Source organism: Stenotrophomonas sp. P2112, from assembly GCF_041897515.1.
Classification (GTDB): domain Bacteria; phylum Pseudomonadota; class Gammaproteobacteria; order Xanthomonadales; family Xanthomonadaceae; genus Stenotrophomonas; species Stenotrophomonas sepilia.
In genome coordinates this window covers 554,747-567,716 of record NZ_CP169216.1, presented here as the reverse complement: position 1 = coordinate 567,716, position 12,970 = coordinate 554,747, and the positions used below count along the sequence as shown (strand labels likewise).

The window sequence follows — 12,970 nt, the reverse complement described above, 5'->3', positions numbered from 1 at the left end:
GCTCAGCGGTTCCCACCCAGCGCATTTTCCAGATCCACCTGCAGATCCCCCAGCTCCTCCACACCCACGCTCAGCCGCACCAGCGCATCGCTGATCCCCAGATGCTCCCGGCGCGCGACCGGGATCGAGGCATGCGTCATCACCGCCGGGTGGTTGACCAGGCTTTCCACGCCGCCCAGCGACTCGGCCAGGGTGAACAGCTCGGTCTTCTCGCAGAAGCGCTTGGCCGCCTCGAACCCGCCCTTGAGCACGATCGAGACGATGCCGCCGTAGCCCGCCATCTGCTTGCCGGCCAGCTCATGCTGCGGGTGCGAGGGCAGGCCCGGGTAGATCACTTTCTCCACCGCTGGATGCTTGTCCAACCACTGCGCCAGCGCCATCGCATTGGCGCAGTGCGCCTTCATGCGCAGCGGCAGGGTCTTCAGGCCACGCAGGGCCAGGAAGCTGTCGAACGGGCCCTGCACGCCACCCACCGAGTTCTGCAGGAACGCCATCTGCTCGGCCAGCGGCGCGTTGTCGCCGACCACGACCATGCCACCGACCATGTCCGAGTGGCCATTGAGGTACTTGGTGGCCGAGTGCAGCACAAGATCGGCGCCCAGCAGCAGCGGGCGCTGCAGCATCGGCGAGGCGAAGGTGTTGTCCACCACCACGATCAGGCCATGGCGCTTGGCGATGGCAGCGACCGCGGCGATGTCCACGATCTTCAGCATCGGGTTGGTCGGGGTTTCAATCCAGACCATCTTCGTCTTCGGCGTGATCGAGGCTTCAAAGGCCGCCAGATCGGTCAGGTCGACGAAGCTGAAGTCCAGCCCGGCGGTACGGCGGCGCACGCGCTCGAACAGGCGGAAGCTGCCGCCGTAGATGTCGTCCATCGCCACCACGTGGCTGCCGGCGTCCAGCAGCTCGATCACCGTCGAGCTGGCCGCCATGCCCGAGGCGAAGGCGAAGCCACGGGTGCCGCCTTCCAGCGAGGCCACGCAGCGCTCATAGGCAAAGCGCGTCGGGTTGTGGGTACGCGAGTACTCAAAGCCCTGATGCTCGCCCGGGCTGGACTGGGCATAGGTCGAGGTGGCGTAGATCGGCGGCATCACCGCGCCGGTGCTGGGATCGGGCGACTGGCCGCCATGGATGGCCAGCGTGGCCAGAGCCAGCGCGCGGTCGGGCGAAGAGGAGTTGGACATGTCGTTTCCTGAATGGCGCCGACGTGCGACGCCGTCAAAGGATCGGGAGTCTATCAGCGCAGCCTTAACGAGCTTTGACGCGAATAAACCGGAATTCAGCGGTGAACGGCAGCGATCAGCGGCTTACTGCACGCGACGGCGCAGATAGTTCAGCAGGTCGATGCGGGTGATCAGGCCGAGGAAGGCGTCACCGTCCATCACGATCGCCACCTGCCCGCGGTCGAACACCGGCAGCAGGGCCTCGATCGGCGACTTCACGTCCAGCCGGTCCAGCTTGCTGACCATCGCGGTGGCCACGGTGTCGCGGAAGCGCGCTTCGTCACCATAGACATGCAGCAGCACGTCGCTTTCATCGACGATGCCGACCAGCTGCTCACCGTTCATCACCGGCAGCTGCGACACGTCATACAGCTTCATGCGCTGGTAGGCGGTGGTCAACAGGTCGTTCGGGCCGATCACCACCGTGTCGCGCTGGCCGTACGGGCGCAGGATCAGGTCGCGCAGGTCACCGTGCTGCGGGCGCTCCAGGAAGCCGTTGTCCAGCATCCAGTAGTCGTTGTACATCTTCGACAGGTACTTGTTGCCGGTATCGCAGACCAGCACCAGCACCTTCTTCGGCGTGGTCTGCTCCTTGCAGTACTTCAGTGCCGCGGCCAGCAGGGTGCCGGTGGACGAACCGCCGAGGATGCCTTCCTTGCCCAGCAGCTCGCGCGCGGTGTGGAAGCTCTCGGCGTCGCTGATGGCATAGGCCTTCTTGACGCGGCTGAAGTCGGAGATCGAGGGCAGGAAGTCCTCGCCGATGCCCTCCACCAGCCAGCTGCCCGACTTGTCGTTGAGCACGCCGTCGTTGATGTACTCGGCCAGGATCGAGCCGACCGGATCGGCCAGCACCAGCTCGGTCTTGGGCGACAGCCTGGCGAACGCACGCGACAGGCCGGTCATGGTGCCGGAGCTGCCGCAGCCGAACACGATGGCGTCGAGGTCACCGCCCATCTGCTCGAGGATCTCCGGGCCGGTGCCGAACTCATGCGCGGCCGGGTTGTCCGGGTTGCCGAACTGGTTGATGAAGTAGGCGCCCGGGGTCTGCTCGGCGATGGTCTTGGCCAGGTCCTGGTAGTACTCCGGGTGGCCCTTGGCGACGTCCGAACGGGTCAGGCGCACTTCGGCGCCCATCGCCTTCAGGTTGAAGATCTTTTCGCGGCTCATCTTGTCGGGAACGACCAGGATCAGCTTGTAGCCCTTCTGCTGGGCCACCAGTGCCAGGCCCAGGCCGGTATTGCCAGCGGTACCCTCGACCAGGGTCGCCCCCGGCTTCAGGTCACCCCGCTGCTCCGCTGCCTCGATCATCGACAGGCCGATGCGATCCTTGATCGAACCGCCCGGGTTGGCGCTCTCGAGCTTCAGGTAAAGCTCGCAGACGCCGGTGTCCAGGCGCTGGGCCTTGACGATCGGGGTCTGGCCGATGAGTTCGAGGACGGAAGAATGGATGGGCATTCGGAGGACTTTCGATTCGCGCCACGCAGGGCCGGACCGATGATTATCCGACGGATGGCGCTGAATGTCAGGTCGGCGCGGGCATGCCGCCCGCCGTCCCGTAGAGGGATGCGGACGGCCCCGGGTCGACGAGGAGACCGGTACCGCCCGCATCGGTGAGTTGTGCCTGCAGGCCAAGGCACCACCGCCTGTGGTGCCTTGGCGCGGCCGCCTCATCGGCGGTGCCGCGATGCCGGGGCAGGAGCGCCCGGCCGGGCCATCGATGGCCGGGTCACGCCGTTCCGGGCGTGACGGGGTGCGTCAAAGCGTGGGGGACGTCGTTGGGAGCGGTGTTTCGTACATTCGCAGAAGTCGTTGCTTGGCCAGCAGCTTCTCGCGCTTCATGCGACCCAGGGTGACATCATCGATCGGGAGTACACCCAGCTCCGCGTCCATGCACTTCTTGTTCAACTTGCGGTGCTGGTCATGGAGTGCCCTGAACTCCGGATCACGCGCGCGACGTGCGTCGATCTCGCTCTGGGGCTGATCTTCAAACATGATGGACCTCCTTCGACAGATACACGAACGCCCCGGCCGCAAGGCACGGGGCGTTGTTCATGGAGGAGTGCCGGCCGATGGCCACCTGGACGCCTGCAACGACCTGCGGCACTGGCCTGCGCACGTCGATCTGCTGCGGTTCGCGCCCTGCTTGCATCGGCCCGGCCCTCCCATCGTCCGGTCCGCGGCATTGCGTCCCGGACGATTGACCCTACGCCTGCTCAAGGCGGGGTACAAGACCCCTGCGTCAAAAAGACCGAACCCCGCCGGGGCGGGGTTCAGGCTGAATGCTCATCGCAACGAAAAACAAACAATATCAATGCATTACGGCGCGATGATGACCTCGGCCGAGCGCGCCCGGGTGGACGCAGCCTTCTTGCCGCTGACCTGGATCCGGTTGCTGGCGACACCACCCGCGACCAGGGCGTCGCGCAGCGCTTCGGCACGCTTCTGGCCCACGCCGTTGGCACTGTCGTAGGCCTCGATGCGCAGGCGCCCCTTCTTGCCGATGTTCACGTACTCGGCCAGGGCCTTGGCCTGGTTGCGGGCGCCCCCCGACAGGCTGGAGGCGCCTGCGGCGAACGCGTCACCACCGAAGGTGAAGACCTCACCGCGAGCGTCGAACTTCGAACCGGGCAGCTTCTGCCCGGACACCAGCTCGGCTTCCTCCCGGGCCAGCCTGGCAGCGTTCTGCTGGGCAGCGCTCAGACGCTGCTGCTGCTTGCCGGCCACGCTGGTCAGGGCATTCTCGGCGTCCTGGCGGGCCAGGGTCTCGGCCTCGGCCGCCTGGCGCAGGCGTTCGGCCTCCTCGGCCTGCATCTGCGCCTGCATGCGCAGCTGCTCGGCTTCCTGGCGGGCACGGGCGGCATCGCGGCGGCTGGCCTCGATCAGCAGGTCGCTGCGGGTACGCTCCAGGCGGTCGACCTCGCGCGCGGCCAGCGCGGTGCGCACGGCGGTCTCGGCAATCTCCACCCGGCGCTCGGCCAGGTACGTGGCCAGCTCCTGGTCGCGGCGCTTGGCCTTGTCCAGGGTGGCGATCGCCTGCTGCGCCTGCATGCGCTCGAAGGCGCCCAGCTCAGCGGTATCGGGGTTGGCCTGGATGGCCATCAGGCGCTGGCTCAGCTGCGCCACCATCGGGTTGTCGGCGGCCGTGGCCAGGGTCGGCAGCGCCAGCAGCGCGGCCAGGGTTGCGGCGGTCATCGGCTTCACCGGCGGTCCTCCCCGGTCGACAGCTGGCGTTGCAGCTGGTTGACCTCGTTGCGGCGCAGCTGCAGCTGCGCGGTGACGGTGGCTTCCTCACTGCGGACGCGGGCCAGGTCGGCATCGGCGGCGGCGCGCAGGGCCATCGCCGGGGCGTTCTTGCGCTCGCGGCGGTCGCCGGCGGCGCGCTGGGCCTGCTCCAGCCCCTGCCGGGCCAGCCCGATCAGGTCCGGGGCGTACTGGTCGGCATCGGCCTGGGTGGCCTTGTCGACCGCCTGCCGGGCCTGCGCCAGTTCCAGGGCAGCGTCCTGCGCCCAGGCGGGGGCAGACAGTGCGAATGCAAACGCCATCACATACAGGCCATGGCGCATTCGTGCGAAGCTAAGTCGTTTCATTGGGGAGGCCGTACCGGTTGTCGGTTCACGGCCATTGTCGTCAAGCCGACACCGTGCTGGCAACGGGCGTCGGCCGTTTCGTTGGGGAAAATTCGCAATGGATATCGGCTACTTCCTGAAGCTGATGACCGAAAAGAACGCTTCGGACATGTTTCTGACCACCGGGGCACCGGTCTACATCAAGATCGAAGGGAAGCTCTATCCGCTGGGCAACACCGGCCTGCCGCCGGGCATGGTCAAGAAGATCGCTTACTCGCTGATGGACGAGGGCCAGGTGCCGCAGTTCGAGCGCGAGCTGGAGCTCAACATGGCCATCGCGCTGCCCGATGCCGGGCGCTTCCGCGTCAACGTGTTCAAGCAGCGGGGCGAGGTCGGCATGGTCATCCGCGCCATCCGCAGCCGGATTCCGAGCATCGAGGAGCTGAACCTGCCGCAGGTGCTGAAGGACGTCATCATGACCCCGCGCGGGCTGGTGCTGGTGGTGGGGTCCACCGGTTCCGGCAAGTCCACCTCGCTGGCGTCGATGATCGACCACCGCAACAGCACCACCACCGGTCACATCCTCACCATCGAGGATCCGATCGAGTACCTGCACAAGCACAAGATGTCGATCGTCAACCAGCGCGAGGTCGGCCTGGACACCCACGCCTTCCACAACGCGCTGAAGAACGCGATGCGTGAAGCGCCGGACGTGATCCTGATCGGCGAGATCCTGGATGCGGAAACGATGGAGGCGGCGATCGCCTTCGCCGAGACCGGCCACCTGTGCCTGGCCACCCTGCACTCCAACAACGCCGACCAGACCATCGAGCGCATCCTCAACTTCTTCCCGGAAAGCGCGCACAAGAACGTGCTGATGAACCTGGCGCTGAACCTGCGTGCGGTGATCAGCCAGCGCCTGGTGAAGAACAAGGAGGGCCGTCGCCTGCCGGCCACCGAGGTACTGATCAACACGCCGATGATCCGCGACCTGCTGCGCCGCGGCCAGGTGCACGAGATCAAGGCGGCGATGGAAGCCTCGCTGGAAGAAGGCATGGAGAGCTTCGACCAGTGCCTGTTCCGGCTGGCCAAGGCCGGCACCATCGAGCAGGAGGAAGCGCTGCGCGCGGCCGACTCGCGCGATGGCCTGGCCCTGAAGTTCCGCCTGTCCGAAGGCAGTAGCGGCGAGCACGACCCGTACGCCGATTTCTCGGCAGGCGCACCCAGCATCACTCACGGCTTCTGATCCCACGAAAAAGGGGACGGAGGGGATCAAGTCGTTTGTGCACTTGCGACTTGATCCCCCGTCCCCTTTTTCTGAAGAATTCAGGGGCGGTCTCATCCAATGAGACCCCTCATCCGTAGGTTTCCTCAATGGAAACCATCCGCAAGCTGGCCATTCTGGCTGATGCCGCCAAGTACGATGCCTCCTGCGCCTCCAGCGGTTCGGGCAAGCGCGATTCGCGCGCCAGTGGCGGTATCGGCAGCACCGAGGGCATGGGCATCTGCCACAGCTACACGCCCGATGGCCGCTGTGTTTCGTTGCTGAAGATCCTGCTGACCAACTTCTGCGTCTACGACTGCGCCTATTGCGTGAACCGGGTTTCCAGCAACGTGCCCCGTGCACGTTTCAGCGTGGATGAGGTGGTCACGCTCACCCTGGACTTCTACAAGCGCAACTACATCGAGGGCCTGTTCCTGTCCAGCGGCATCATCCGCAATGCGGACTACACCATGGAACAGATGGTGGAGGTCGCCCGGCAACTGCGCGAAGAACACCGCTATGCCGGCTACATCCACCTCAAGACCATTCCCGAGGCCTCGCCGGAACTGCTGGCCAGTGCCGGGCGCTATGCCGACCGCCTGTCCATCAACGTGGAACTGCCCACCGAAGCCGGCCTGAGCGCCTTGGCGCCGGAGAAGACGGTTCATTCCATCCGTGGCGCGATGGGGGAACTGCGCTGGCGCATCGAGGAAGCCAAGGAAGCTCGCAAGGCCCCCGCAGCGGTGGCACCGACGGCCAGCCGCAGCACTCGCCCGCGCCCTCCCCGTTTCGCACCGGCCGGGCAGAGCACCCAGATGATCGTCGGCGCGGACGGGGCAAACGACCAGCAGATCCTGGCCAGCGCCGACAGCCTGTACGGCAACTACCGCATGCGCCGGGTCTACTACTCCGCGTTCAGCCCGATTCCGGACGCCAGCCGGCAGCTGCCACTGCAGCCGCCACCGCTGCAGCGCGAACATCGCCTTTACCAGGCTGACTGGCTGCTGCGCTTCTACGGGTACGGCGTGGATGAGATTACCGATACCACCCAGGACGGCATGCTCGACCTGGATATCGACCCGAAGATGGCCTGGGCAATCCGCCATCCCGAGCGCTTTCCGGTCGATCTGAACCGGGCACCGAAGGAGATGCTGCTGCGCGTGCCCGGCCTTGGCGTGCGCAACGTCAAGCGCGTGCTGATGGCGCGCCGTCACGGGCGGCTGCGCGTGGCCGACATCGCACGCCTGAAGGCACCGATGAGCAAGCTGCTGCCGTTCGTGCTGCTGGCCGACCATCACCCGCGCAAAGCACTGGACGATCCGGCGGCGCTGCGCGCGCAGCTGGCCCCGCCGCCGCGACAGGGTTCGCTGTTCGATGCCCCGTCCGCGGCCTGACGCGCAGCGCTGGTCGCTGCGGGTGGATCCGCCATGGTCGCTGGAGGCCTGGCGCAGCGGTGCGCGCGAAGCCCTGCTGCGCGGCGTCGCGCCGGAGCAGCTGGACTGGCTCGAGGGCAGCGACGCATCACTGCTGGACGCGCCAGCGGTCACCTCGGCGCCCGCACAGGCCGACGCTGGCGCACCGACGGTACCGCGCGACTTCCTGGAGCTGGCGGACACCTGCCTGTGCCATCGCGACGGACAACGCATGGCCCTCCTGTACCGGTTGCTGTGGCGCATCGCCCATGGCGAACGCTCGGTGCTGTCAAACCCTGCCGATGCCGACGTACTGAGGGCGATGTCCATGGCCCAGGCGGTCCGCCGCGACACGCACAAGATGAAGGCATTCGTGCGCTTCCGCGAAGTGCCTGGCCAGCCTGATGCGTTCATCGCCTGGTTCGAGCCACAGCACCACATCGTCGACCGGGTCGCGCCGTTCTTCGCGCGCCGCTTCACCGGCATGCGCTGGGCCATCCTCACGCCTTCGCGCAGTGCCTCCTGGGATGGGCAGGCGCTTGCCTTCGGCCCCGGTGCACGACGCGAGGATGCCCCGGCCGAGGATGCACGCGAGTCGCTGTGGCAGACCTATTACGCCAGCATTTTCAATCCGGCCCGGCTCAACACGCGGATGATGATGCAGGAGATGCCGGCCAAGTACTGGCGCCACCTGCCTGAAGCCCGATTGCTGCCTCGCCTGGTACGCGACGCCGCCGACCGCGTGCAGGAAATGCATGACCGTCCCGCGCAGGCACCGCAACGCAGGATTCCGCTGCGAGCGAACCCTCCGGCATCGGCAGCCGAAGCCAGCAGCCTGGACAATCTGCGCGGGCAGGCCAGCGCCTGCCGCCAGTGCCCGTTGTGGGAGCAGGCCACGCAGACCGTATTCGGACAGGGGCCGGCAGGGGCCGGGGTGATGCTGGTCGGAGAGCAACCCGGTGACACCGAAGATCTGCGTGGGCAGCCATTTGCAGGACCTGCCGGCCAGGTGCTGGACCGCGCATTGGCGGAACTGGGGATCGATCGCGCCACGCTGTACCTCACCAACGCGGTGAAGCACTTCCACCATGAACGGCGCGGCAAGGTGCGGCTGCACAAGCGGCCGGAGAGCCGTCACATCCAGGCCTGCCGGCCCTGGCTGATGGGTGAGATCGCGCGCGTGCGGCCCCAGGTGATCGTGTGCCTGGGCGCGACTGCGGCAGCCTCGGTATTCGGTCGAGATTTCGACCTCTCACGCGACCGCGGGCGCTGGCACACCCTCGAAGACGGCACCCGCGGCTACGCCACGGTGCACCCGGCATGGGTGCTGCGACAGACCGACGATGCCCGCCGCGAGGAGGCCTACCGGTTGTTCCGCGATGACCTGGCCCGATTGCAACAGAAAAGGGACGGAGGGGATTAAGTCGTAAGTGCATATACGACTTAATCCCCTCCGTCCCCTTTTTTCAGGCGGCGTCGAGCTGGTGTTCCGGGCGGGCGCGGTCGAAGGCATCCAGTGCCTGGCAGGCCGCTTCGATGCGGCGCAGGGTCGGGTACGGTGCCAGGTCCAGGCCGAAGCGGTGGGCGTTGTACAGCTGCGGCAACAGGCAGATGTCGGCCAGGCCAGGGCGGTCGCCGTGGCAGAAGGTGCCGGTGTCGCGGCTGTTGGCCAGCATCGCTTCCATCGCGTCAAAGCCTTCGGCGATCCAGTGCAGGGTCCACTGCGTGCGGGCGTCGGCAGGCAGCTGCAGGTCGCGTTCCAGGTACTGCATCACCCGCAGGTTGTTGATCGGATGGATATCGCAGGCCACAAGCTGCGCCAGCGCCCGCACCCGTGCGCGGCCCGCAGCATCGGCCGGCAGCAGCGGCACCTGTGGGAAGCGCTCTTCCAGGTACTCGATGATCGCCAGTGACTGGGTCAGCGTGTGCCCATCAAGCAGCAGGGTCGGCACCAGCTGCTGCGGATTGAGCGCGCGATAAGCCTCATGGTGCTGCTCGCCACCGTCACGCACCAGATGCACCGGCCGCGCCTCCCAGGCCAGGCCCTTCAGCTCCAGGCCGATGCGCACGCGGTAGGCGGCGCTGGATCGCCAGTAGGTGTACAGCACGATGCTGTCGTCGACCGGGATCTCCATCGCCGCCTCCATGCTCAGGGCTTGGCCGCCTGTTCGATGCGCTGCTCGATCGCACCGAAGATGCTGTTGCCGGCAGCATCGAGCATCTCGATGCGGACCACGTCGCCGAAGGACATGAACGGCGTGCTCGGCTTGCCGTGACGCAGGGTCTCGACCACGCGCTGCTCGGCGAAGCACGAGGCACCCTTGCTGGTGTCTTCGTTGGCGATGGTGCCCGAGCCGACAATGGTGCCGGCACCCAGCGGGCGGGTCTTGGCCGCATGCGCGACCAGCTGGGCGAAGTTGAACTGCATGTCCACGCCCGCCTCCGGCGCACCGAACCACCGGCCGTTGATGTGGGTCAGCAACGGCAAGTGCACCTTGCTGTCCTGCCACGCAGCGCCCAGCTCATCGGGGGTGACGAACACCGGCGACAGCGCCGAACGCGGCTTGGACTGCAGGAAGCCGAAGCCCTTGGCCAGCTCGCCCGGGATCAGGTTGCGCAGCGAGACATCGTTGACCAGGCCGACCAGCTGGATGTGGCTGGCGGCCTGTTCCGGGGTGGCCGCCATCGGCACGTCGTCGGTGATCACCACGATCTCCGCTTCCAGGTCGATGCCGTAGTCCTCGCTGACCACCTTGACCGCATCGCGCGGGCCGTAGAAGCCTGCGCTGGTGGCCTGGTACATCAGCGGGTCGGTATAGAAGCTCTCCGGCACCTCGGCACCGCGGGCGCGGCGCACGCGCTCGACGTGCGGCAGGTAGGCGCTGCCATCGACGAACTCATAGGCACGCGGCATCGGTGCGGCCAGCGCCTGCGGATCGAGGTCGAACACGCCATCGGCGTCGCCAGCGTTGAGCGATTCGTACAGGGCGTTCAGGCGCGGTGCGATGTGGCTCCAGTCCTCCAGGGCCTGCTGCAGGGTGGCGGCGATGCCGGTGGCGCGCACGCCGTGGCGCAGGTCACGCGAAACGACGATCAGGGTGCCGTCGCGGCCGCCTTCCTTCAAAGAACCAAGCTTCATGGGTGGGTGTCCGGAGTCGTGGGCAAACAAGTTTCAAGTGTAATCAAATCTGCGGCGGCGCCAAGCTGCAGCGCGGCATCGGCCCACACTACCGCAGGAGGGGGTTCGGCAGGGCTTGCAGCCCTGCACCTGCTTCAAGCCAAGGCAACAGCCGATGCAACAGCAACAGCGGACATTCCGTGGGATGGCGAGGCACTGTGGGTTTGCGGGGACGCGGTAAACCCATCCATGGGGGCTTGGTCGCGGCATCCATGCCGCTCACACCCCGCAAACCCACAGTACCCCGCCTTCGACAGTAGACCGGTGGCCAATAGATCCACGCTATGCGTGGATGAAATCTGTCAGATATCGAATGAAATTCCGGGGTCAGATCCGTTTTCCTGCGGAAAACGGATCTGACCCCATGCCATTCCGACAGATCGCGGGAAACTGTCGAAGGCGGGGTGGGTCCGGTGGCGGGAGTGTCCGCGGCATGGATGCCGCGGCCAAGCCCCCATGGACGGGTTTACGGCGTCTCCCGCCACCGGACCCACCCCGCCATCCCTCAGGAAACCCGCTTTTGACGTTGACGTCGCTTTGGCCTCTGCGGGTGCAGGGCGCAGCCCTGCAGAGAGCCCCCCCTTACCTGAACGGGGCTTTTTGCGCGAGGTCTCAGCCATCGGTTAGACTAGGCAGGTCTGCAGCGGCCGTCCGTTTCCCTCCGGGATCGCCGGCGACCAGGGTCCGCCCTCTTCGCCCGCCCCCACTCCGACGCCGTTCGTCACGCATTCCAGCCTGCGCTTCGTGCCGGCTGCACCCAACTTCTCGCAGCGCGGTTCACGGGAACGCTCCGAGTCAGCCGATCACTTTGATCTGCCCCCGTCTGTCCGCTCGGACAGGCGTTTCTTGTACCTGGAGCAATCTCAATGTCTTTTGAATCGCTGGGCCTGGCGCCCTTCCTGCTGCGTGCGCTTGCCGAGCAGGGCTACGAAACCCCGACCCCGATCCAGCAGCAGGCGATCCCGCTGGCGCTGGCCGGTCGCGACCTGCTGGCCGGCGCACAGACCGGTACCGGCAAGACTGCTGCGTTCGGCCTGCCGTTGCTGCAGCACCTGGGCACCGCCTCGCAGGAGGTGCGTGCCGGCCCGCGCAAGCCGCGTGCGCTGATCCTGGCCCCGACCCGCGAACTGGCCACCCAGGTGCATGACAGCCTGCGCGGCTACAGCAAGTACCTGCGCATTCCCAGCGCCTGCATCTACGGCGGTGTCGGCATGGGCAACCAGCTGGACATCCTGCGCCGTGGCGTGGACCTGCTGGTGGCCTGCCCGGGCCGCCTGATCGACCATCTGGAACGTCGCAGTGTCGACCTGTCCGGCATTGAGCTGCTGGTGCTGGACGAAGCCGACCGCATGCTCGACATGGGCTTCCTGCCGTCGATCAAGCGCATCCTGGCCAAGCTGCCGAAGCAGAACCGCCAGACCCTGCTGTTCTCGGCCACCTTCGAGGACAACATCCGCCAGCTGGCGCTGGAGTTCATGCGCAACCCGGAACAGATCCAGGTGACGCCGAAGAACACCGTGGCCGAAACCATCACCCATCGCGTGCATCCGGTCGATGCCGGCCGCAAGCGCGACCTGCTGCTGCACCTGCTGGCGCAGGACAGCCGCGAGCAGACCCTGGTGTTCGCACGCACCAAGCACGGCAGCGACAAGCTGGCCACGTTCCTGGAAAAGTCAGGCATCAAGACCGCGGCGATCCATGGCAACAAGAGCCAGGGCCAGCGCCTGCGTGCGCTGGGCGACTTCAAGGCCGGCCGCGTGACCGTGCTGGTGGCCACCGACATCGCTGCGCGCGGCATCGACATCAACGAGCTGCCGAAGGTGATCAACTTCGACCTGCCGATGGTGGCCGAGGACTACGTGCACCGCATCGGTCGTACCGGCCGCAACGGCGCGACCGGCCAGGCGATTTCGCTGGTGGCGCAGGATGAAGTGAAGCTGCTGCGCGCGATCGTGCGCCTGCTGGGCCGCGACATGGACATCCGCGATGTGCCGGGCTTCGAACTGCAGGTTCCGATCCGCTGGGGCAACAGTGCGCCGGGCAAGGCCGAGCACGATACCGGCGAGCGCGCACCGCGCAAGAGCCACGCACGCCGTCCGCACGGTGATGCACCGCGCCATGCGCATGCCGGCCCGAAGAAGGCCGGCGGTGGCCGTCGCGAGGGCGGTGGCAACGGCCAGCAGCGTGCGGGTGCAGGCGCCGGTCAGGGCCAGCGTCGTGGCGGTGGCGGTAATGGTGGCGGCCGTGGCCGCGGCCAGGGCGGCGGCGGCGGTCGCGCCGGCTGATCCCAGCTGCCAGGGAGGGTGCTTCCCGCTGCGCGGGGGGCT

Annotated in this window: 11 protein-coding genes; 4 read left to right on the top strand and 7 right to left on the bottom strand. The window is 66.9% G+C overall.

The window, feature by feature from the left end:
* Positions 1-2: 2 nt before the first annotated feature.
* The 5 genes from ACEPA4_RS02665 to ACEPA4_RS02645 all read right to left on the bottom strand — a co-directional run bounded on the left by ACEPA4_RS02665 (position 3) and on the right by ACEPA4_RS02645 (position 4,786).
* A complete protein-coding gene (locus ACEPA4_RS02665; protein ID WP_374082984.1) occupies positions 3-1,184 on the bottom strand; it encodes a cystathionine gamma-synthase in 1,182 nt (393 codons plus the stop codon).
* Positions 1,185-1,307: 123 nt separating this feature from the next.
* Complete coding sequence (locus ACEPA4_RS02660; protein ID WP_353089389.1) at positions 1,308-2,678, bottom strand: pyridoxal-phosphate dependent enzyme; 1,371 nt, start codon at positions 2,676-2,678, stop codon at positions 1,308-1,310.
* Between the two features lie 300 nt (positions 2,679-2,978).
* On the bottom strand, positions 2,979-3,215 hold the full coding sequence (locus ACEPA4_RS02655; protein ID WP_005407964.1) for a YdcH family protein: 237 nt from the start codon (positions 3,213-3,215) through the stop codon (positions 2,979-2,981).
* 324 nt (positions 3,216-3,539) lie between these two features.
* Entirely contained in the window at positions 3,540-4,424 is an 885-nt protein-coding gene (locus tag ACEPA4_RS02650; protein WP_374082983.1) for a hypothetical protein, read from the bottom strand.
* A complete protein-coding gene (locus tag ACEPA4_RS02645) occupies positions 4,421-4,786 on the bottom strand; it encodes a DUF4398 domain-containing protein (protein ID WP_005415160.1) in 366 nt (121 codons plus the stop codon). The genes ACEPA4_RS02650 and ACEPA4_RS02645 overlap by 4 nt, the downstream gene beginning before the upstream one ends.
* 121 nt (positions 4,787-4,907) lie before the next feature.
* Here ACEPA4_RS02645 and ACEPA4_RS02640 point away from each other — a divergent pair, with 121 nt between their 5' ends.
* From ACEPA4_RS02640 to ACEPA4_RS02630, 3 genes are all read left to right on the top strand, one after another.
* Positions 4,908-6,035: a PilT/PilU family type 4a pilus ATPase gene (locus tag ACEPA4_RS02640; RefSeq protein WP_049416904.1), complete on the top strand. Its 1,128-nt coding sequence runs from the start codon at positions 4,908-4,910 to the stop codon at positions 6,033-6,035.
* A gap of 128 nt (positions 6,036-6,163) precedes the next feature.
* Entirely contained in the window at positions 6,164-7,447 is a 1,284-nt protein-coding gene (locus ACEPA4_RS02635) for a putative DNA modification/repair radical SAM protein (RefSeq protein WP_069139423.1), read from the top strand.
* Complete coding sequence (locus ACEPA4_RS02630) at positions 7,428-8,888, top strand: UdgX family uracil-DNA binding protein (RefSeq protein WP_374082982.1); 1,461 nt, start codon at positions 7,428-7,430, stop codon at positions 8,886-8,888. Before ACEPA4_RS02635 ends, ACEPA4_RS02630 begins: the two co-directional genes overlap by 20 nt.
* 43 nt (positions 8,889-8,931) lie before the next feature.
* Here the strand turns inward: ACEPA4_RS02630 and maiA are convergent, their stop codons facing one another.
* A complete protein-coding gene (gene maiA, locus ACEPA4_RS02625; RefSeq protein WP_374082981.1) occupies positions 8,932-9,600 on the bottom strand; it encodes a maleylacetoacetate isomerase in 669 nt (222 codons plus the stop codon).
* 14 nt (positions 9,601-9,614) lie between these two features.
* Positions 9,615-10,604, bottom strand: coding sequence for a fumarylacetoacetate hydrolase family protein (locus ACEPA4_RS02620; RefSeq protein WP_374082980.1), 990 nt, complete (start codon positions 10,602-10,604; stop codon positions 9,615-9,617).
* A 905-nt stretch (positions 10,605-11,509) separates the two neighbouring features.
* On the opposite strand from ACEPA4_RS02620, the gene ACEPA4_RS02615 reads away from it, so the two are divergent.
* Positions 11,510-12,928, top strand: a complete 1,419-nt coding sequence (locus ACEPA4_RS02615; RefSeq protein WP_005415154.1) for a DEAD/DEAH box helicase — start codon at positions 11,510-11,512, stop codon at positions 12,926-12,928.
* Positions 12,929-12,970 lie beyond the last annotated feature (42 nt).